At 62.8% G+C, this 19,969-nt stretch carries 17 protein-coding genes; 8 read left to right on the plus strand and 9 right to left on the minus strand.

Translation table 11 applies throughout. The features are described 5' to 3' along the window. Positions 1-50: 50 nt before the first annotated feature. The 7 genes from C4K27_RS15620 to C4K27_RS15645 all read right to left on the minus strand — a co-directional run bounded on the left by C4K27_RS15620 (position 51) and on the right by C4K27_RS15645 (position 6,519). Positions 51-446 carry a hypothetical protein gene (locus C4K27_RS15620; RefSeq protein ID WP_053261588.1) on the minus strand — a complete coding sequence of 132 codons (396 nt, stop codon included), beginning with the start codon at positions 444-446 and terminating at the stop codon, positions 51-53. 114 nt (positions 447-560) lie between these two features. After that, positions 561-1,583, minus strand: a complete 1,023-nt coding sequence (locus C4K27_RS15625) for an XdhC family protein (protein WP_053261149.1) — start codon at positions 1,581-1,583, stop codon at positions 561-563. Between the two features lie 81 nt (positions 1,584-1,664). Further along, entirely contained in the window at positions 1,665-3,017 is a 1,353-nt protein-coding gene (locus tag C4K27_RS15630; protein ID WP_053261150.1) for a c-type cytochrome, read from the minus strand. A gap of 16 nt (positions 3,018-3,033) precedes the next feature. After that, positions 3,034-5,283 carry a xanthine dehydrogenase family protein molybdopterin-binding subunit gene (locus C4K27_RS15635; protein WP_053261151.1) on the minus strand — a complete coding sequence of 750 codons (2,250 nt, stop codon included), beginning with the start codon at positions 5,281-5,283 and terminating at the stop codon, positions 3,034-3,036. After that, positions 5,283-5,747 (minus strand): (2Fe-2S)-binding protein, encoded by a 465-nt coding sequence (locus C4K27_RS15640; protein ID WP_053261152.1) that lies wholly within the window; start codon positions 5,745-5,747, stop codon positions 5,283-5,285. Before C4K27_RS15640 ends, C4K27_RS15635 begins: the two co-directional genes overlap by 1 nt. Before the next feature lie 72 nt (positions 5,748-5,819). After that, entirely contained in the window at positions 5,820-5,984 is a 165-nt protein-coding gene (locus C4K27_RS31235; RefSeq protein ID WP_007925629.1) for a hypothetical protein, read from the minus strand. Positions 5,985-6,249: 265 nt separating this feature from the next. Next, the gene (locus C4K27_RS15645; protein ID WP_007925627.1) at positions 6,250-6,519 is read right to left on the minus strand and encodes a hypothetical protein; all 270 of its coding nucleotides are present in this window, start codon (positions 6,517-6,519) and stop codon (positions 6,250-6,252) included. Positions 6,520-7,162: 643 nt separating this feature from the next. Between C4K27_RS15645 and C4K27_RS15650 the strand changes: the two genes are divergently transcribed. Beyond that, positions 7,163-7,879 carry an AraC family transcriptional regulator gene (locus C4K27_RS15650; RefSeq protein WP_081002284.1) on the plus strand — a complete coding sequence of 239 codons (717 nt, stop codon included), beginning with the start codon at positions 7,163-7,165 and terminating at the stop codon, positions 7,877-7,879. Positions 7,880-8,011: 132 nt separating this feature from the next. Beyond that, positions 8,012-8,950: a DMT family transporter gene (locus tag C4K27_RS15655; protein ID WP_053261154.1), complete on the plus strand. Its 939-nt coding sequence runs from the start codon at positions 8,012-8,014 to the stop codon at positions 8,948-8,950. Positions 8,951-9,021: 71 nt separating this feature from the next. On the opposite strand, the gene C4K27_RS15660 is transcribed toward C4K27_RS15655, so the two are convergent. Then, a complete protein-coding gene (locus C4K27_RS15660; RefSeq protein WP_053261155.1) occupies positions 9,022-9,948 on the minus strand; it encodes a LysR family transcriptional regulator in 927 nt (308 codons plus the stop codon). Positions 9,949-10,058: 110 nt separating this feature from the next. Here C4K27_RS15660 and C4K27_RS15665 point away from each other — a divergent pair, with 110 nt between their 5' ends. From C4K27_RS15665 to C4K27_RS15680, 4 genes are all read left to right on the plus strand, one after another. Beyond that, positions 10,059-10,811: a 3-oxoacyl-ACP reductase family protein gene (locus tag C4K27_RS15665; protein WP_053261156.1), complete on the plus strand. Its 753-nt coding sequence runs from the start codon at positions 10,059-10,061 to the stop codon at positions 10,809-10,811. 16 nt (positions 10,812-10,827) lie between these two features. After that, positions 10,828-11,421: an NADPH-dependent F420 reductase gene (locus C4K27_RS15670; protein WP_053261589.1), complete on the plus strand. Its 594-nt coding sequence runs from the start codon at positions 10,828-10,830 to the stop codon at positions 11,419-11,421. 169 nt (positions 11,422-11,590) lie between these two features. Continuing rightward, a complete protein-coding gene (locus tag C4K27_RS15675) occupies positions 11,591-12,211 on the plus strand; it encodes a TetR/AcrR family transcriptional regulator (protein ID WP_009043871.1) in 621 nt (206 codons plus the stop codon). 195 nt (positions 12,212-12,406) lie between these two features. After that, on the plus strand, positions 12,407-13,678 hold the full coding sequence (locus C4K27_RS15680; RefSeq protein ID WP_053261157.1) for an OmpP1/FadL family transporter: 1,272 nt from the start codon (positions 12,407-12,409) through the stop codon (positions 13,676-13,678). A gap of 280 nt (positions 13,679-13,958) precedes the next feature. On the opposite strand, the gene C4K27_RS15690 is transcribed toward C4K27_RS15680, so the two are convergent. Next, the gene (locus C4K27_RS15690) at positions 13,959-15,419 is read right to left on the minus strand and encodes an efflux transporter outer membrane subunit (RefSeq protein WP_053261158.1); all 1,461 of its coding nucleotides are present in this window, start codon (positions 15,417-15,419) and stop codon (positions 13,959-13,961) included. Positions 15,420-15,638: 219 nt separating this feature from the next. On the opposite strand from C4K27_RS15690, the gene C4K27_RS15695 reads away from it, so the two are divergent. Together C4K27_RS15695 and C4K27_RS15700 are read left to right on the plus strand one after the other, a co-directional pair. Next, positions 15,639-16,748 (plus strand): efflux RND transporter periplasmic adaptor subunit, encoded by a 1,110-nt coding sequence (locus C4K27_RS15695; RefSeq protein ID WP_053261159.1) that lies wholly within the window; start codon positions 15,639-15,641, stop codon positions 16,746-16,748. Continuing rightward, positions 16,745-19,834: an efflux RND transporter permease subunit gene (locus tag C4K27_RS15700; RefSeq protein ID WP_053261160.1), complete on the plus strand. Its 3,090-nt coding sequence runs from the start codon at positions 16,745-16,747 to the stop codon at positions 19,832-19,834. The genes C4K27_RS15695 and C4K27_RS15700 overlap by 4 nt, the downstream gene beginning before the upstream one ends. Positions 19,835-19,969 lie beyond the last annotated feature (135 nt).

A 19,969-nucleotide genomic window follows, 5' to 3' on the forward strand; every position in this document is an offset into this window, starting at 1 on the left:
GCAGCAGAACGGAGCGACCCGTGCTCTGCCACTTTTGAATCAGGGAGGGGTTAATCGTTGAAACGGACGAAAGCCAGGCGGGCCGGTTCTTTCGGCGGGGCGGGGCGCTTCAGTGCAAGGGTGGCAAAGGAGGATTCTTTCGCCGGATCGAGCATCATTATGACTGCCGCAGTTAACAGCAAGAGGGCGGCCCACTGGAGGGCGTCCAATGCTGGATGCTGCAATGCAGGTTTTATCGCCGTGACAGTGTCCTCACAGCTTTGCAGGCAACCACTGGCGTGGAGGGCATGGTCATCCGCCACCCACTGCTCGGCATTATGTGGCGCGGCCAGATCGTGATTTGCCTGCACCAGGCAGCCCTGGATGGCCATCACGCCCATGGCTGACACCCACACCACGAGGGTGAGGTGCAACAGGCGTTGGCGATGACGGCGGAACCAGGACATGAAGTACAACCTCGACTTATGACGTCGTATCGGTTTTCAGTCTAGCCAGCACGGCAGTGGAGAATTTGATCAAAATCAAATTTCGGCGATTGACCGCCGAAGCGGCTGTATCGATCAGGCCACGGGCGCCTCTTGCTCGCGGGCTTGCTTGGCATTCGAAATGTCGACGGTGTGGGGCAGGGAGACGCCGTTCTTGGCGGCGAGGATCTCGGCCATGACGCTCACGGCGATCTCGGCGGGGGTCTTGCTGCCGATGTAGATACCAATGGGGCCATGCAGGCGCTGGAGCGAGGCTTCGGTTTCGCCGAAGTGTTCGATCAGGCGTTCGCGGCGTAGCTGGCTGTTGCGCCGCGAACCAATGGCGCCGATGTAGAAGGCCGGGCTGTTCAGGGCCTCGAGCAGGGCCAGGTCGTCGAGCTTGGGGTCATGGCTGACGGCGACGATGCAGGTGCGCAGGTCCGGGGCGAATTCGCGGACGATGTCGTCCGGCATGCCGACCAACTGCTCCACGCCCGCCACGCTCCAGCCGCCGATGTATTCGGGGCGGGGGTCGCAGACCGCGACCTGGAAGCCGTTGAACAGCGCCATGGTCGCCAGGTATTCGGCCAGCGCGCCGGCCCCGATCAGCAGCAGGCGGTAGCCGGGGCCCAAGGTGTTGACCATCTGCCGGCCATCGAAGATGAACTGCTCCGGGGTAGCGCTGATGGTCAGGGACACCTGGCCGCTGCCCAGGTCCAGGCTGCGGCGCACCAGCTTGCCGGTGTTGAGTTGGGCCAGCAGCCGTTCGAGGGCATCCCTCGAGGGGGTGAATTCGAGGATCAGCTCCAGCGTGCCGCCACAGGGCAGGCCGAAGCGGTGCGCTTCGTCGGCGCTGATGCCGTAGCGCACCACCTGCGGCGGCCCGTCCGGGAGGCCATTGCCGCCATAGGCGTTGGTGTAGCGGTGGATCAGGTCGTCCTCGATGCAACCTCCCGACACGCTGCCGACCACCCGACCATCGCCGCGCAGGGCCATCATCGAGCCCACGGGGCGGGGCGAGGAGCCCCAGGTGCGGGCCACGGTGGCGAGCAGTACGCGGTGGCCGGCCTGGAGCCAGTCATGGGCGGTGCTCAGGACCAGTAGATCGATGCTTTCCATGGGGACCTCGGTTGTTCATGGGAGGGGCTGCTGGCAGATCCGCTCCTGGCCAGGGGGATCGCCAGCACCTCGCTCCTTTTTTCAGCGCATGTGCAGGATGATCGGGCTGCTGCTGGCCGGGTCGGTATGCTCGCGCAGCTTGCCGACCGCTTGTGCGTCGACCGCGCCGCCCGAATTGCCCCAGGTGCCGCGCACGAAGCTCAGGACCTCGGCGATTTCCCGGTCCGACAATTGCTCGCGAAAGGCCGGCATGCGGTAGGCATCCGGCACGCCGGCGGCGACGATCCGCTGCGAGCCGTTGAGGGTGATGTTGATCGCCGACGCGTTTTCCTTGGCCAGTGCCGAAGTGGCGCCCGCCAAAGGCGGCATCCACTCGGCCTGGCCCTGGCCGTCCAGGCCGTGGCAGGAGGCGCAGCGGGTCACGTAGGTATGGGCTCCGGGGCTGTCCAGGCGGGCGGCGGCGGACACGGCCTGGTACTGCCAGGGCGCGCCGTCGCGCTGCGGATCGCCGGGCAGCGACTTGAGGTAGCGGGCGATCGCGGCCAGGTCCTCGTCGGTCATGAACTGGGTGGAGTTATTGAACGCCTCGGTCATCGAGCCGTAGACCACCGCGTGCTGGTTACGCCCGGTCTTGAGGAACTGCACGATCTGCGGCTCGCTCCAGCGGCCCAGGCCAGTGTTGGAGTCCTGGCGCAGGCTCGGCGCGTACCAGCCGTCGAGCAGGGCGCCGGCGAGGAACGGCGCGCCGGACTCGTCCAGGGCCTGCTCGTTGAACGCCAGGCCGCGCGGGGTGTGGCAGCTGCCGCAGTGGCCCGGCCCCTGGACGATGTAGGCGCCGCGGTTCCACAACGCATCCTGCGCAGGCTTGGCCGCGTAGGGCGTGCTCGGGGCGAACAGGCCGTTCCACAGCGCGATGGGCCAGCGCATGTTCAGCGGCCAGGGGATAGCGCTGGGGACGTTGGGCTGGCTGACCGGTTGCACGCCTTTCATGAAGAACGCGTACAGCGCGCGCATGTCATCGTCGCTGAGCTTGACGTAGGACGGGTAGGGCATCGCCGGGTAGAGCCGCCGACCTCCCGGGGCGACGCCATGGCGCACGGCGCGGTCGAAGTCGGCCAGGCTGTAGGCACCGATGCCGGTGTCCCGGTCGGGGGTGACGTTGGTGGCGTGGATGGCGCCCAGCGGCGTGGCCATTTCCAGGCCGCCGGCGAAGGGCGCCTTGCCCGGCAGGCTGTGGCAGGCCACACAATCGCTGACCCGGGCGACGTACTCGCCGCGGCTCACCAAGGCGGGGTCGAAGTGGGTCGCCGCGGCCTGTTCCTGCTCGAAGGGCGAGGCGGGCTCGCGGGTGACATACCAGGCCAGCAGGCCTGCCGCGACCAGGCACGGCAAGGCCAGCCAGCCTGCGGTTCTTGCGAATCGGCGGTTATTCATGGGCAGTCCTTGTCGGTCAGCTGAAGGTGTATCGGCTCAATGGCAGGCTACGGATGCGCTGGCCGGTCAGCCGCGCCACCGCGTTGGCCACCGCCGGCGCCACCGCGGGCAGCGGTGGCTCGCCGATGCCACCCATTTTTTCGCCACTCTCGACAATCCGTACATGCACCCGCGCCATGCGTGAAGGCGGCAGGATCGGGTACAGGTCGTAGTTGCGCGCCCGGGGCTTGCCGTCCACGTACACCGCTTCTTCCACCAACGTCTGGGACAACCCCAGGGCCACGGCACCATTGACCTGGGCCTCGACGATCGCCGGGTTGACGATGCTGCCCGGGTCGATGGCCTGCCAGATGTCGTGGACCTTGACCTGGCCATTTTCGATCGACACTTCGGCGATCGCCGCCGTGTGCGAGCCGAACGGCGAGGCCATGGCTACGCCGCGGGCGCGGCGAGTGCCGTCCTCAGCAGTGAACGGGCCGCGCTTCCAGCCGCCGGACAGTTCGCCCACCGCCTGCAGCAAGGTGGTCAGGCGCGGGTTGTCGCGCAGCAGGTGCTGGCGTAGCTCGTACGGGTCGCGGCCGCCTTTGTCCGCCAGTTCGTCGAGGAAGGCTTCGTAGAAGAAGTCGTTGAGCGAATTGCCCACCGAACGCCAGTAGCCGAGCATGGCTGGTCCCTTGACGTAGATCTGCGCGATGCGCTTGTTGGCAATGGCGTAGGACTTGCCCGACAAACCTTCGAGGGCGGTGGGGTCGAGTTTCTCGCCCTGTTTGCCGGCGATGGCCTCGGTGGGGCCTTCGGTGGCGCTCACCGCTTCGATCGCCACCGGCAGCCCTTGGGCATCCAACGCGGCCTGGAACTTGACCACGGCGACCGGACGCAGCACGTCACGCAGGAACTCTTCCTCGCGGCTCCAGATCAGCTTGACCGGGCGGCCCACGGCCTTGGCCAGGGCGATGGCCTGCGGGTAGGGACTGGCCGAGTCATAGAGGAAATGCCGGCCGAAAAAGCCGCCCAGCAGCGGCGAGTGCAGGGTGATTTGCGCAGGGGCAAGACCGGTGCGCCTGGCGATGTCGTCACGGAACATGTCCGGCGCCTGGTTGGGCAGCCAGACCTCCAGCGAGCCATCGGGGTTGTAGCGCGCCAGGGCCGAAGGCGGTTCCAGCTGGGCGTGGTTGAGGTACTGGTTGTGGTAGGTGGCCTCGACCCGGGTCTTGGCACTGGCCAGGGCGGCGGCCACGTCGCCTTCGTTTTCGTCGTCGCGGGCCGGGCCTTGCTGGGCGGCGAGAAAATCGCGGAACGCATCGCTGGAAAAATCAGCGGGCATTGGCCGCACTTTCGAATCGGCGGACGCTTCCTGCCAGTCGACCTGGATGGCTTCCACCGCGCGCTTGGCGTGCCACCAGCGTTCGGCGACCACCGCCACCGCGCCGGGCAGCGGGTGAACGGAGTGCACACCTTTCATGGCCTTGACCTGGGCCTCGTTGCGCAGGCTGCCCACGGTCATGCCCAGGCGCGGCGCATGCTGCACGGCGGCGTGGAGCATGCCGTCGACCTTCAGGTCGATGCTGTACAGCGCCTTGCCGGTGGATTTCTCGTAGGCATCGACGCGCCGTACCGGCTTGCCGATCCAGCGGAACTGGCTCGGGTCGCGCAGGGTGATGCTGGCCGGGTCGGGCACCGGCATGTCCAGGGCGCGACCGGCCAATTCACCGTAGCCCAGCGAACGACCGGAAGCGGCATGCAGCACCCGGCCAGGCTCGGTGGACAGCTCGGCCAGCGGTACGCCCAGTTGCTCGGCACCGGCCTGCAGCAGCATGGCCCGCGCCAGGGCGCCCAGGCGGCGCATGGTCGGGTAGCTCATGCGCACCGACATGCTGCCGCCGGTGATGCGCATGCCGTTTTCCATGACCACGTAGGCTTCGCCGGGCGGCGCGGCCTCGACCACGAAGGTGGCGGGGTCGGCGTCCAGCTCTTCACCGACGATCTGCGCCATGGCGGTGTGGGTGCCTTGTCCGCCTTCCATGAAGGGGCTGAGCAGGCGCACGCTGCCATCCGGGCGAATCTCCAGAAACGCCGGCACCTGGGTCCCGCGTTCCGCGGTGTTCGCCGTGGCGGCCAGGACCCTGGCCGAACCCAGTGGCAGGCCGAAACCGAGCACCAGCGCGCCCACGGCGGCACCGGTCAGAAAGCGCCGGCGGGACAGGTTGACCGGTTCGTCCAGCGGCAGATCCAGGAGGTCTTCAGCGAAATCGATGGGTTTGTTCATCAGGCGCTTTCCTTCTTGGCAGGCTGGGCCAGGTCATGCACGGCGGCATGGATGGCGTTGTAGGTGCCGCAGCGGCACAGGTTGACCATGGCCGCCTCGATCTGCGCATCGCTGGGCGCGGGGCTGTGCTTGAGCAGCGCGGTGGCCGCCATGACCTGCCCGGACTGGCAGTAGCCGCACTGGGCCACCTGGTGCTCGACCCAGGCGGCGACCACGCGCTTGCCGACTGCGTCCGCCTCGATCGCCTCGATGGTGGTGACCTCGCGGCCGACCACACCCGCCACCGGGGTGACGCAGGCGCGCACCACATTGCCGTCCACCAGCACCGAACAAGCGCCGCACTGGGCCAGGCCGCAGCCGTACTTGGTGCCGGTCAGGCCCAGGTCATCGCGGATCACCCACAGCAACGGCGTGTCGGCGTCGGCATCGACCTGATAGGTCTTCTGGTTGATTCGTAGTTCCATGGCTCACCTGCTGATCATCGGTTGGTGTGTCTTTGTTTTTTCTTCAGGAGGCGCCACGAGGCGCGTCCTTGCTCAAGAAACGCGGGTAAAGGGGCGGATACGCCAATCCGCTGCCCCGTGCGCCGGGCTGGCCGCGAGCACGTCGGAGTGGGCCGGAAGGTCCAGCGAGAGAAAATGCGAGGAGGTGTCGAGAGTGTGTGCCAGGGGCGATGCCTGGCCGGCGCGGGCTTGGGTCATGGCGGCTGGCTCCTAGTGATCGGACTCTAGCCCAGGAGCCAAGGGTTTCCTATCCGATACCCGGCAAGCTCAGAGGATCAGGCAAGTATTCCAGAGGAATGCGCAATAACGAGGGCTGGTAGGCGTCGAGCAACGGCAACGAGACCTGACAGCAAGGCGGGGTTTATGGGTTGGCTACGGCTTGGGGGAGGGCTTGGAAGGAGAGCGTCGCGATGAACCATCGGGCCGCGCAACCTGCGCGCGACCCGACGGATTTGATCCTTGCTTAGATCCGGTGGATCTGGGTGATGTGCGGCTTGCCTTTAATAGGCGCGTAGATTTCCACTACGGCCTGCCAGCTGTCCGACGAGCCAGGCACCGTTGCTTTCGACAGATAGCGATAGTTCGTGCCGTTGACGACTTGGGTCGAAACTTTTTCAGGGGTGTAGTGCACACCCACGAACCCGGCCAGGGCCTCTTTGAATACTTCCCGATCCTTTGGAGTCAGTTCGTGGTAAGGAGTCCATCCGCCAACAAAGTTCTCTTGAGCCGACATACGATATATCTCCATATATAAGTTCCTACTCGTCTGGCTTTTCGGAGTCCGCCCCGTCTATTGAATGGTTTCCGGAATCCATTGTGCCGAGTGGGTTTCCCAAACGCCTGCTCATCGTGAAACAGGGTATCGGGGAGAACACCGGCACGTACTGCACAAGTCGCGCACTGCAGGCCATCAAGTGGCGGGCGCGAACCGCTGGTCATGGAGGATGAGGTGGTCGCCGGCTTCAGATCCTTGTGCCTGATGGAAACAGCCTTCGATGAATGATGACTGCCAGACCTCCGTGTCTTGTCTGCAGCAGCTGTGCTTATAGGGCATGCCGCTGGATGGCCTTAAGCTATCAGGCGGCAGTGAAAAGTATGTCCGCATTTGGCTGTGTGAGATGTAAGGCGTTGGCTATTGGCTACGAGCGGCCAGAGCCCTTGAACCTGCTATCAATATTGAGGTTTATCGAAGGGCACAGCGCCGTCATCGAAATATCGGTTCACCGAACGCGAATGTTTGGCTGAGAAGAAAGCCGAATGAAGACGCTTTAAGGGGTTAGCCTGTAGCCTTGAACGATTGCAACCTGCGAGTTTCTGTTTTGGCTAGAAGTGTAGATAGGCGCGACTATGAAAATGTAGACCGCCCCATCGTGGTCATGGCGAAGGACTATCCGGCCGCATATGCCGTGGCGCCGCATGCCCATTCCTGCGGGCAGCTCATCTACGCGGTTTCCGGCGTCATGGAGATCCGGACGGGCACGGGCCTGTGGCTGGTGCCGCCGCAACGCGCCTTGTGGATGCCCGCGGGAATCTCCCATGCCATGCAGACCCGAGGCAGCCCGGTGGCATTGCGCACAGCCTATGTTCGCCAGGATCGCTATCCCACTGATGCCCCCCTGCACCCCGGCGCGGTACGGGTTTCGAACCTGCTGCGCGAACTCATCCTGCGTGCGGCGACGATTGCCCTTGATTATCCAGAGGACAGCCGGGATGGCCGCATCCTGAGCCTGATCCTCGAAGAGATTGCCTGGTCGCCGGAACAAGGGCTGCATTTGCCCACGGGCCGCGACAAGCGCTTGGTGGCCACCTGCGAAGCGATCCTGGCCAACCCACAGGATAATCGCACGCTGAACGACTGGGCTGGCCAGCATGGCGCGACAGCGCGCACGCTGTCGCGGCTGTTCACAGCCGAACTCGGGGTGCCGTTTCAAGTGTGGCGACAGCAGGCCCGGGTGATGGCGGCGCTGCCGCGCTTGGCCGCGGGCGAACCCGTGACGACTGTGGCGCTGGAAATGGGCTATGACACGCCGGGCGCGTTCTCGGCCATGTTCAAGCGGCTGCTTGGAGCATCGCCCAGCCGCTACTTTGCGTAGTTGACCGGGCGTGCGCTTGTCCTGTTTGACGTAGAGGTTGTCTTTCTGCGCGAAGCGTGACGAGAGGCGGGGCAACACACTATCAAGTGATTCGGCGACCTACTGTCCGCCGCCACGATTGATAGGGCCTCCATGGACTCGCATGTCGCACAACGGCGCTTTCTCCTGCTGATCCTCAGCTCCACCTTTCTGCAAGGCTCGTCCTTCGTCGCCAGCAAGATTGTCCTGAGTGAATTGCCGCCGCTGTGGCTGGCTGCACTGCGGTTTTTCGTGGCGGCTCTCTCGCTGCTGCCCTGGTTGTGGCTGCGCCACCGTGCCCGGGTCGCTGCCGGCACTGCGGTTCCGGTCAAGGCCATGCCCTGGCTGCGACTGACCATCATCGGCCTGTTGCAGACGACCGGTGTCATGGCGTTCCTGACCATGGGTCTGACGCAGACCAGCGCATCCAAGGCGGCAATCCTGATGGCCAGCAATCCGCTGGTGGTGGCGCTGCTAGCCGGCATCCTGCTCAAGGAGCGGGTACGCCCCCTGGCCTGGCTGGGCCTGCTGCTGGCCTTCGCCGGGGTGGTGGTCTGCATCGGTGTGCAGTCGGTGATGACCGGCGCAGTCGGCCCCGCGGAAGCGCTGGTCATGGCGGGCTCGACCTGCTGGGCTCTCGCCACGCTGGCCAGCAAGCGCTTTCGCTTGGCCGTCGATACCTGGACGCTGGCGTTCTGGCAAATGCTCATTGGGGCGGTCGCGCTCGCGTTGCTGGCCGCCTGGCGTGGCGAGTCGTTCAGCCTGCCGGCCCAAACGATGGTTGCGTTCCTGTGGCTGGCCATTCCCGCTTCGACGGGGGCCATGGGATTGTGGTTCGCGGCCCTGCATACGGGCGGCGCCGTGCGCACCAGCGGCTTCCTGTTTCTGTGCCCTTTCTTTGCCGCGCTGATCACCTTCGCCATCAGCGGCGACATGCTTTCCACCCACGAAATGCTGGGTGGCGTGATGATCGCCGTAGGCATTGTCTTGCTGTCCCGGACACCGGCCGCGCGGCCGGCCAGCCATTCCTCGCCCCGGGAAACCTCTTCATGACCCCCACAAATCCGCGCTGCTGGTGAAGGGGAGGAGGGCATGGCTGCTTTTAGCCAACCTGTGGGGCAACTTTAGCCTCGCGCATCAAAGCGTTTCGCCCATTGCTGCTCGCGGGCATGACTCACCAGCAGGTCTACGAAGACCCGCGTCTTGGCCGGCAGCAGTTTCTGCCCCGCGAAGTACAGCGAGATGGGCCCCGCGTCGACATACCAGCCCGGCAGTACCCGTTCAAGGGCGCCACTTTGCAGATGCTCAAGCACATCGGGAATCGCCAGTAGCGCGACGCCCAGTCCCATGAGCGCGCTCTGGCAAAGTGCTTGTGGGTCGTTGACCAGCAACCGTGGGCGCAACTCCAGTGCCGCACGCTGTTCCTTGGGGCCTTGCAGTGTCCAGCCGCGGACCTTGCCGCTTTGTAGCGAGCGCATGGCCAGATGTTCAAGGTTATTCAACTGCTCGGGACGACGTACAGGAGGGTGCCTGGACAGACAGTCCGGCGATGCCACGAGCACCAAATGCGCCGGTGACAGATCCCGGGCGATCACCCCGGGCGAAAGCTCGATGCCGCCGCCGATGGCGACGTCAAATCCATCGGCGATCAGCTCCACCTGGCGATTGTCGAAGTGCCACTCGGGAACCACCGCCGGATATCGCTTCATGAACTGCGGCATCAACGGCAGCAGGTAGTCGCGGCCAAAAGCGGGCGCCGCGGAAATACGCAGCACTCCAGCCGGTTCTCCGGCATTGCTGGTTACGTCGGCAATCGCCGCCTGGACAGTCTCCAGCCCACCCTCGACGTTAGCCAGAAAACGCTCCCCAGCCTCGGTCAAGGCCAGTCGGCGAGTGCTGCGTTGAAACAGGCGTACCCCCAGGTTGGCTTCCAGTTGGGCGACATTCCTGCTCACCGCGGCCGGCGTGATACCCAGGCGCCGCGCGGCGGCAGAGAAACTGCCTGCCTCCGCGCTGCGAACGAAAGATTGCAGATTGGCCAGGGTTTCCATGATCGATACCTTCAAGCAAACGTTGAAAGTGATTCTAGTCACTCCCTACTACTTGATGGAAAAAGAAAAGCGTTTCATAGCCTCACCAACCACCACTCGAGGCTCACATCATGAACGCTGTCACCCTTCCTCTCTCTGGCAAGATCGCCATCGTCACCGGCGGCTCGCGCAGTATCGGAGCGGCCATTGCCCAACGCCTGGCCGCGGACGGCGCCGCTGTCGCCATTACCTACAACGCCTCGCCTGATCGTGCCGCGGCCCTGGTCGAGGCGATCACCGCTGCCGGCGGTCGAGCTATTTCGCTGGCGGCCGACGCTGGAGATCCCGAGGCTGTACGCGCCGCGGTCCAGCAGGTCGCCACGTTATTCGGCAAGGTCGATATCCTGGTCAACAACGCCGGCATCAGTGTGCTCGGTGCTCCGGAAGACATCGCTTTCGAGGACTTCCAGCGCATCCTCGCGGTAAATGTCACCGGTGTTTTCGTGGCCACCCAGGAGGCGCTCAAGCACATGGGGCAGGGGGGGCGAATCATTCATATCGGCAGCTCCATGGTGCAATACGCGGCTTTCGCCACCGCCTCCGCCTATACCCTGACCAAGGGCGCCGTGGCGGGCTTCAGCCGCGGCCTGGTGCGAGACCTGGGGCCCCGCGGCATCACCGTGAATACCGTCCACCCCGGGCCGACCGACAGCGACATGAACCCCGCCGAGGGGCCGGTGGCGGACTTCGTGCGTCCCAATATCGCCGTGGGACGCTACGGGGAAGGCCGGGACATCGCCAGCGCAGTGGCCTATCTGGCCAGCCCCGAAGCCGGTTTCGTCACCGGTGCCGAATTGATAATTGACGGCGGCTTCACCGCCTGAGGAGACAGACATGAGCATGAGTATCAGCATCATTGGAGCAGGCGCCCTAGGCAGCGCGATCGCCAGGTTACTGACGAAGGCCGGCCTGGACGTGAGCATCGCCAACAGCCGTGGCCCTGACAGCCTCACGTCGCTGATCGCCGAACTGGGGCCCAAGGCTCAAGCCGTTACCGCCGAGCAAGCGGCTAGCGCAGACCTGGTGTTCCTGGCGGTGAACTGGTCGAAGATTCCATCGGCACTGGCCGGGCTGGGACCCTGGGAAGGAAGGATTGTGGTGGATACCAACAACCCGATTGAAGCGCCGCTGTTCAAGCCCTTTGACCTGGGAGGCCAACCTTCCACCCAGGTCGTGGCGCAAATGCTGCCCGGTGCCCGCGTGGTCAAGGCCTTCAACCATCTATCGCCGAATCTGCTGGCCAACCCGAACGCCGAAGGGGGCAAGCGCGTGTTGTTTGTCTCTGGAGAGCATGCGCACGCCAAGCAGCAGGTCAGCGAGCTGATCCAGCAACTGGGGTTCCATGGCATCGATTTGGGTGACCTGCAACAAGGGCAACTCGCGCAATTTCCAGGAGGGCCTTTACCGGCGCTCAATCTGGTCAAACATGACTGACGACGAGGCCGGTGAATACCGGCTTCGCTTTATGAGGACGGTATTGAGAGCAGGTTCGGCCGGAGTTTTTCCAGTTGCCCTGGAAAGGCGTTCGGAACGATGGTTTTGTGACTAGATATCTTATCGGTCACAAGTTGTCAGTCCGCTACAGGGTGAGTAAGCTGTTCCCATGAATCAGCCATCGATATCTCCGCCCAGCGCCCGTGGCCCAGCCGATCACGACATTCGAAACCAGATTGTCGCGGCGGCCAACGAGCACTTCAGTCAGTACGGCTATGGCAAAACCACGGTCTCCGACCTGGCTAAAGCCATTGGTTTTTCCAAAGCCTATATCTACAAGTTTTTTGATTCCAAGCAGGCGATCGGTGAAGCCATCTGCACAAATTGCCTGGCAGAAATCGTTGCGGCTGTTGAACAGGCCATCAATGGAGAGACCCTTTCGGCAACGGAGCGCTTTCGGCGCCTGGTCAAAACGGTGATCGCCACAGGTGTGAACCTGTTCTTCAACGATCGGAAACTCTATGACATCGCAGCGTTTTCTGTGTCGGAGCGCTGGTCCAGTTCGCAAGTTTATGAAGCACAGATCAAGCAATTCATTTTGCAGATTGTGCGTGAAGGGCGAGAGGTCGGTGAGTTTGAACGCAAGACTCCCCTGGACGAGACAGTAGACGCGATACATCTTGCTCTGCGGCCATTCGTCAATCCTCTACTGCTGCAGTACAACCTCGATTTTGTCGAAGAGGCGCCCACGCTCACCTCCAATCTCATCTTGCGCAGCCTCATGCCTTGATCTTCGGCTAACGCTCGAACGCCTGCTGCTCTGGGCGAGGTATTGCCCAAGCGGCTTTTCACTTTGCCCTTCCTCCAACCGTCGAAGGGCATTTATTTATCTGTTATGTGACTATTGACTGAAATAGTCACATGGATAAGTATGCGTCCGTTGCTTCTGCTGTTTTATCCCGGTGATAACCCTAGAGTTCTAATAATGAAAAAAATATTGCTCATGAGCCCACTTGGGCTCGCTGTTGCGCTCGCGTCTTCTTATGTGTCTGCGAGCGGCTTCGCTCTCAATGAACAGAGCATCAGCGGGATGGGCTCTGGATTTGCCGGTCGTTCCTCCTCCGCTGAAGATGCGAGTACGGTGTTCGGTAATCCGGCGGGCATGTCACGCTTGAAAAGAGAACAGGTCAGCGTAGGGGCGGCGGCGCTTTTCGCGAAGTCCGACATCAGCCAGACCCGCAGTACATTCGCAGGCCAGGAAGACGGCGACATGGTGCCCACGACTACGGTACCTATGGGCTACTACGTCAAACCCATTGATGAGCACTGGGCATTCGGTGTCGGGTTTTATGTGCCTTTCGGCCTGATGACCGATTATGGCAGCGGCTTTGCGGGGCGTTACTACGCTAACAAAAGCGAGGTCACGACATTCACCTTCCAGCCCACCATCAGCTATGCCTTTAACGACACCGTTTCGATCGGGTTCGGTCCCACCATCAACCGTATCAGCGGCGAGTTGTCCGGGATGGTGCCCAATCCACTCAGTCCTGGGCGCAACGATGGAAAACTCAAAAGCAATGGCGACGATACGGCCCTGGGGTTCAACGCCGGCATTCTGGTACAGGCTACCGATCGAACTCGCCTCGGATTGACCTACCATTCCAAGGTCAGTTACCACCTGGATGCCAAGACCAAGGTCACCGACGGCATCTTTAGCGTGTTGGGGGTGAGCGGCCGCAGCTATGACGCTTCGCTGGATGTGGATACGCCGGAGTCGGTGGACTTCTCGGTAACTCATCAGCTCAGTAATGACTGGACGCTCTATCTGGGGAGCACCTGGACCCGCTGGAGTCGCTTCAAGGAATTAACCATCGAGAACACGGGCTTGCCTCCTTTATTGAGCGGCTCGCTGGGCACGGTTACCGAAGAACAGGACTGGCACGATACGTGGGCCCACGCTATCGGTACGGCGTACAAGCTGAACGATCGCTGGGTACTTCGTGCCGGCTTGTCAGTCGACCAGTCGCCCGCCAACAACACCCATCGTGGACCCCGTATTCCAACGGGCGACCGGACGGTTATCAGCTTCGGGGCTGGCTGGACTCCGGCGGACAATGTCACGATCGATGTCGCTTATTCCTATCTGTGGGAGGAGAGCGTGCAGGTCAAGGGTACCTCCGCGACCCGGGGCGCATACAGCGCCAAGTACAAGAACAGCGCGAGCGGGCTCGGCACTTCCGTCAGCTATCGTTTCTAAGATAGGGCGTCGTTCTACGATAGTTTTCCGGCCGGGAGTGCAGGTTACCTCCCGGCCTTTCAAAGCATATTTCCCTCGGGGAAGCCGCTTCGTCGCCACTCACACGCCCATGACGCGTGACATGAGCTCCTGATGAAATCGGCGTGGCGTGGGGCAAACTCCTCGCCAAATCCGCTTGCGGCTCCGGTGATGAGCACCCGGGAATTCTCGCTCGCTTTCATAGCCCCCCTCTCGAACGGGTAGTCGCGTGTGCCATAAAGCGCCGCGTCGCCTGGTCAAGTCATCGAGTCGCCACGGACCGGGTGTCAGGAGGTTGCCAGCCACCACCGAGTGCCTTGAATGCCGCAACCGCCGCCCGTGCCGATTCCGTTCGCGCCTGCGCCCGGGCATCGGAAGCCTGCAGCATCGTTTCGTCGGCGTGCAGGACATCGATCAGGCTGGCCGTGCCTTTCTGGTAGGCGATGAACGACGATTGGCGAGCCTGCGTCAGGGAGGCTTCGCCTTCGGTCAGGGTGGTTGCCTGGACTTCCCGATTCACCAGGGCGGAAAAGGCATTCTCGACATCTTCGGTGGCGCGCAGTACGGACTGGCGGTAAGCGGCCAGGGCTTGCGCTTCCTGGCCCTTGGCTTGATCGATTTGAGCGTTTATGCGGCCAAAGTCGAACAGTCTCCAGCGCAGCCCCAACACGCCCGCCGACTGATTGGCGCCGCCGGTGAAAAGATTGCCGCCGGATACCACCGTGGCGCTACCCAGCAATGCGCTGAGGGAGAATTTCGGGTAGTACTCGGCAATCGCCACCCCGATGCGTGCGTTGGAGGCCGCAAGCTGGCGCTCGGCGACGATGAGATCGGGCCTGCGGCGCAGCAGATCGGCCGGCGTTCCCATGGCCTTTATCTGCGGCGCAAGAGGAATGCTCCCTGCATTGGCCAGTTGCGCGCGATGAGTGCCGGGCGGTGTACCGAGCATGACATCCAGTGCATTCATGGCAGCATCCAGGCCGGTCTGCAGGACTGGCACTGTCGCCTGGACCTGCGATAGCGCGCCCTCGGTCTGCTGAACCTGATAGTTGGCAGCGAGCCCCTTGCCGTAAAGCAAGCGGACTTTCTCTAGCAGCCCCTGCTGCGTTTTGACTTGGCGGTTCGCAATGTCCAGCCGGGCCTGCAATCCGCGGAGGGTGATGTAGATATCGGCGGTCTGCGCGGCGATGGCCAGTCGTGTGGCGGCAGCGCCCGCCTCGGAAGCCTGGTACTCGGCGAGTGCGGCTTCGCGTCCGCGTCGCAGGCCGCCAAAGACATCGACCTCCCAGCCCGCACCGAGGTTAACCTCGTAGGAGTTTCCATACCGATCATAGCCAGGCGTTGAGTTCAACACCTGGCCGAGCGGGGTCTCGATCGATTGGTAGGAACGCGCGGCCTGGCTACTAATGTTCCCCGAGGGCAGCAAGGCGGCATTTGCGGCACCCAATCCTGCCCGAGCCTGTGTGACTCGCGCCGATGCCTGCGCCAGATCCAGGTTCTGTTCAAGCGCCTTGGAGATGAAGTCGGTCAGCACGGGATCACCAAAACCTTCCCACCAGGCCACAAGACTGGCCGGCCTCGCCACAGGCCTCTGCTCGACGGCAGATTGACCCAGGTAACGATCCAGCAGCGGGGCGTGCGGACGTTGATAGTCCGGACCGACCGCGCAGCCGGCCATCAAGCTGGCGCTCATCCAAAGAGCAATGGGGCGGAGGGGAGGCATTGAGGCTCCTTAAATCGAGGATATTTGTGACCATATTACGTTATGGTCACGACCCGTCAATCAGCACAATTTGATCAGCTTATAAAGTTTGCTCAATGAATACAGCGCATTTCCCATGAGTCTGGGGAATCCTGATACGTCACAGATTGTGACCGTTGACAGATATGGTCACTATACTGAGAATGTGCTGCATGTCCTATTGTTCATGTAAGGGAACCTATGCGCCGGCTCCGATCTGTCCCCATTGCCGCTTGCCTGTTGCCTCTAGTCCTGACGGCGTGTGGCGACTCATCCACCGTTGAAGATCCACGCACGCAGGCCCCCCTGGTGAGGTCCTCTGCGGTGCAGGGGGCGTCCGGTGTTTCACGCTCTTTCACTGGCGTCGTGGCGGCCCGCGTCCAGGGCGACCTGGGTTTTCGGGTATCGGGCAAGATACTTGAGCGCTTGGTCGACACGGGCCAGACCGTCAAGCGGGGTCAGCCGCTCATGCGTCTCGACCCAATCGACCTGGGATTGCAGGCGCGAGCGCAGCAAGAGGCGGTCATCGCCGCTCGGGCCCGAGCCAAGCAGACAGCCGATGACGAGGCGCGCTATCGCGACCTGGTCGCCGCGGGGGCTATTTCTGCATCGGCCTATGACCAGGTCAAAGCCGCAGCCGATACCGCAAAGGCGCAGCTCAGCGCCGCCGAAGCGCAGGCTGACGTAGCCCGCAATGCTTCTGGTTATGCGGTGCTGTTTGCCGATTCCGATGGCGTGGTGGTGGAGACGCTGGCCGAGCCCGGGCAAGTCGTCAGCCCGGGGCAGCCCGTGGTTCGACTGGCGCGGGCAGGGCAGCGCGAAGCCATCGTGCACCTGCCCGAGACGCTACGTCCGGCAGCGGGATCCACCGCGCAGGCGACGCTGTATGGCAACACCACAGAGGCTGTTACAGCGAAGCTGAGGTTGCTTTCTGACTCGGCCGACCGGATGACTCGCACCTTCGAGGCGCGGTATGTGCTTGAGGGCGCGCTGGCCAATGCGCCGTTAGGTTCGACCGTCACCCTGCGGATCGCCGAGGGCAGCGCCAATGGACAGGTGCTGCAAGTGCCGATCGCCGCGATTCATGACCCGGGCCAAGGCACTGGCGTGTGGGTCATTGCTGGCACACCGGCGAAGGTGGCCTGGCGACCTGTCCGGGTCCTGGGCTTGAGCGACGACGCAGCGCAAGTTGCCGGCGATCTCAAGGCTGGCGAACGGATTGTGGCCTTGGGCGCGCATCTGCTACGCGAGGGTGAGGAGGTGAGACTGGCTCAACAGGGTGACGTCAACGTTGCCGGGAGCCATCCATGAGCCAGGGGCGCTTCAATCTCTCGGCGATCGCCGTTCGCGAACGCTCGATCACGGTATTCCTGATCTTCCTGATCGCCGTTGCTGGCACCCTGGCGTTCTTCAAGCTGGGGCGGGCGGAAGATCCGCCGTTTACGGTGAAGCAGTTGACGGTCATTACCGCATGGCCGGGCGCCACGGCGCAGGAGATGCAGGACCAGGTTGCAGAGCCACTGGAAAAACGCCTGCAGGAACTGAAATGGTACGACCGCACGGAAACCTACACGCGTCCAGGTCTCGCGTTCACGATGGTGTCGTTGCTTGACAGCACGCCGCCCTCGCAAGTGCAGGAAGAGTTCTATCAGGCGCGTAAAAAGCTCGACGACGAGGCCATCAAGCTACCGGCGGGGGTCATTGGCCCGATGGTCAACGACGAGTTCTCAGATGTGACATTTGCGCTTTTCGCCTTGAAAGCCAAAGGCGAGCCGCAGCGGCTGTTGGTGCGTGATGCGGAGTCGTTACGCCAGCGCCTGCTGCACGTGCCAGGCGTGAAGAAGGTCAACATCATCGGCGAGCAGGCCGAACGCATCTTTGTCTCCTTCTCCCATGATCGGCTAGCCACGCTGGGCGTCTCTGCCCAGGATATTTTTGCCGCGCTGAACAATCAGAACGCGCTCACGCCTGCCGGCTCGATTGAAACCGACGGGCCGCAAGTCTTCCTTCGTCTCGACGGTGCCTTCGATAAGGTGCAGAAGATTCGTGACACTGCGATTGTGGCCCAGGGGCGCACGCTCAAGCTCTCTGACGTGGCAACTGTCGAACGGGGCTATGAAGATCCAGCAACCTTCCTTGTGCGCAATAACGGGGAAGAGGCTCTGTTGTTGGGAATCGTGATGCGAGACGGCTGGAACGGCCTGGACCTGGGCAAGGCGCTGGACTCCGAGACGAGCAAAATCAATGAAGGCATGCCGCTGGGCATGACGCTGACCAAGGTCACCGATCAGTCTGTGAACATCAGTTCGGCCGTCGACGAGTTCATGGTCAAGTTCTTCGTCGCCCTGTTGGTTGTGATGCTTGTCTGCTTTCTCAGCATGGGCTGGCATGTAGGTATTGTGGTGGCCGCCGCTGTGCCGTTGACGCTGGCCGTGGTGTTTGTGGTGATGGCGGCCACGGGCAAGAACTTTGACCGTATTACCCTCGGGTCGCTGATTCTGGCGCTTGGCCTGCTGGTGGACGACGCCATCATTGCCATCGAGATGATGGTGGTGAAAATGGAGGAGGGCTACGATCGTATCAAAGCCTCCGCGTACGCCTGGAGTCATACGGCCGCGCCAATGCTCTCCGGTACGCTGGTGACCGCCATCGGCTTTTTGCCCAACGGCTTTGCCCAGTCCACCGCCGGCGAGTACACCAGCAACATGTTCTGGATCGTGGGCATTGCCCTGATCGCCTCCTGGGTGGTCGCGGTGGCCTTTACCCCCTATCTGGGGGTGAAAATGTTGCCGGACATCAAGCCGGTCGAAGGTGGCCATGCGGCCATCTACGACACCCCCAATTACAATCGCTTTCGCCGGATTCTGACGCGGGTCATCGCCCGCAAATGGCTGGTGGCCGGCACGGTTATCGCGGCGTTTGTCGTGGCGATTCTCGGCATGAGCCTGGTCAAGAAGCAGTTCTTCCCCACCTCGGACCGTCCCGAGGTGCTGGTCGAAGTGCAAATGCCCTATGGAACCTCCATCGAGCAGACCAGTGCCACTGCCGCAAAGGTCGAGGCGTGGCTGCACAAGCAGGATGAAGCAAAAATTGTCACGGCCTATATCGGGCAAGGCGCGCCGCGCTTCTACCTGGCGATGGCGCCGGAGCTCCCCGATCCCTCGTTCGCCAAGATCGTGGTATTGACGGACAACCAGGAGGCGCGCGAGGCCCTCAAGTTCCGTCTGCGCGAAGCCATTGCTGAAGGGCTTGCCCCGCAAGCGCGGGTCAGGGTTACGCAGTTGGTGTTTGGTCCGTATTCGCCATTCCCCGTCGCCTACAGGGTAATGGGGCCTGACCCGATGACGCTGCGCGAGATTGCCGGCCGGGTACAAGAGGTCATGCAAGCGAGCCCGATGATGAGGACGGTCAACCGCGACTGGGGACCACTGACGCCGACGCTGCATTTCAGCCTGGATCAGGATCGCTTGCAGGCGGTTGGCCTGACATCCAGTGCAGTCGCCCAGCAGTTGCAGTTCCTGCTGGCCGGGGTGCCGATCACAGCGGTTCGTGAAGATATTCGTTCAGTGCTGGTGGTGGGGCGCGCCGCGGGTGACATCCGGCTCGACCCCGCCCGGATTGAAGGCTTCACATTGGTGGGAGCGGCGGGTCAGCGTATCCCTCTGTCCCAGGTTGGAGAGGTGGATGTGCGCATGGAGGATCCGATCCTTCGGCGTCGTGACCGCACCCCGACCATTACCGTGCGCGGCGATATTGCCGAAGGCTTGCAGCCACCGGACGTCTCGAGCGTGATCATGAAGGAGCTGCAGCCGGTCATCGACACCTTGCCTGCCGGGTATCGTATTGAGCAGGCGGGGGCCATCGAGGAGTCGGGCAAGGCCGGCCAGGCGATCTTGCCGCTGCTCCCGATCATGATTGCCGTCACGCTGCTGATCATCATCCTGCAGGTACGCTCGGTCTCGGCGATGATCATGGTGTTTCTCACCGCGCCGCTGGGATTGATTGGCGTGGTGCCGACGTTGCTGATCTTCCAGCAACCATTCGGAATCAACGCCCTGGTCGGCCTGATCGCACTTTCAGGCATCCTGATGCGTAATACGCTGATTCTGATCGGGCAAATCCATCACAACGCACAAGAAGGACTGGACCCGCTCCACGCAGTGATCGAAGCCACGGTACAGCGTGCCCGCCCGGTATTGCTGACAGCGTTGGCAGCCATCCTGGCGTTCATCCCGCTGACGCACTCGGTCTTCTGGGGGACCCTGGCCTACACACTGATCGGCGGGACATTTGTCGGCACCATCATGACGCTGGTGTTCCTGCCGGCGATGTACTCCATCTGGTTCAAGATCATTCCTGTCAAGCAGAGGCAAGCTGAAACAGCAGAACTGATGTAGCAGGCGAACCCACTAGAAGAGAGGACGCCATCGCCGTCCTCTCGAGGTTTCGAGCGTGGCCCGAACGCAGGGCAACAAGGGGAGGGTGGTGCAGCACCGCCCTGGGTTGCCAGTCTCCGCCTGCCAAGTGCGCAT

Source organism: Pseudomonas chlororaphis subsp. chlororaphis, assembly GCF_003945765.1.
GTDB classification, from domain to species: domain Bacteria; phylum Pseudomonadota; class Gammaproteobacteria; order Pseudomonadales; family Pseudomonadaceae; genus Aquipseudomonas; species Aquipseudomonas chlororaphis.

Coding starts and splice junctions, on each gene's coding strand:
- C4K27_RS15650 (WP_081002284.1), top strand. CDS start 7,163: ATGGCGAAGGACTATCCGGCCGCATATGCCGTGGCGCCGCATGCCCAT.
- C4K27_RS15640 (WP_053261152.1), bottom strand. CDS start 5,747: ATGGAACTACGAATCAACCAGAAGACCTATCAGGTCGATGCCGACGCC.
- C4K27_RS15655 (WP_053261154.1), top strand. CDS start 8,012: ATGGACTCGCATGTCGCACAACGGCGCTTTCTCCTGCTGATCCTCAGC.
- C4K27_RS15635 (WP_053261151.1), bottom strand. CDS start 5,283: ATGAACAAACCCATCGATTTCGCTGAAGACCTCCTGGATCTGCCGCTG.
- C4K27_RS15675 (WP_009043871.1), top strand. CDS start 11,591: ATGAATCAGCCATCGATATCTCCGCCCAGCGCCCGTGGCCCAGCCGAT.
- C4K27_RS15690 (WP_053261158.1), bottom strand. CDS start 15,419: ATGCCTCCCCTCCGCCCCATTGCTCTTTGGATGAGCGCCAGCTTGATG.
- C4K27_RS15630 (WP_053261150.1), bottom strand. CDS start 3,017: ATGAATAACCGCCGATTCGCAAGAACCGCAGGCTGGCTGGCCTTGCCG.
- C4K27_RS15660 (WP_053261155.1), bottom strand. CDS start 9,948: ATGGAAACCCTGGCCAATCTGCAATCTTTCGTTCGCAGCGCGGAGGCA.
- C4K27_RS31235 (WP_007925629.1), bottom strand. CDS start 5,984: ATGACCCAAGCCCGCGCCGGCCAGGCATCGCCCCTGGCACACACTCTC.
- C4K27_RS15645 (WP_007925627.1), bottom strand. CDS start 6,519: ATGTCGGCTCAAGAGAACTTTGTTGGCGGATGGACTCCTTACCACGAA.
- C4K27_RS15700 (WP_053261160.1), top strand. CDS start 16,745: ATGAGCCAGGGGCGCTTCAATCTCTCGGCGATCGCCGTTCGCGAACGC.
- C4K27_RS15695 (WP_053261159.1), top strand. CDS start 15,639: ATGCGCCGGCTCCGATCTGTCCCCATTGCCGCTTGCCTGTTGCCTCTA.
- C4K27_RS15670 (WP_053261589.1), top strand. CDS start 10,828: ATGAGTATCAGCATCATTGGAGCAGGCGCCCTAGGCAGCGCGATCGCC.
- C4K27_RS15620 (WP_053261588.1), bottom strand. CDS start 446: ATGTCCTGGTTCCGCCGTCATCGCCAACGCCTGTTGCACCTCACCCTC.
- C4K27_RS15625 (WP_053261149.1), bottom strand. CDS start 1,583: ATGGAAAGCATCGATCTACTGGTCCTGAGCACCGCCCATGACTGGCTC.
- C4K27_RS15680 (WP_053261157.1), top strand. CDS start 12,407: ATGAAAAAAATATTGCTCATGAGCCCACTTGGGCTCGCTGTTGCGCTC.
- C4K27_RS15665 (WP_053261156.1), top strand. CDS start 10,059: ATGAACGCTGTCACCCTTCCTCTCTCTGGCAAGATCGCCATCGTCACC.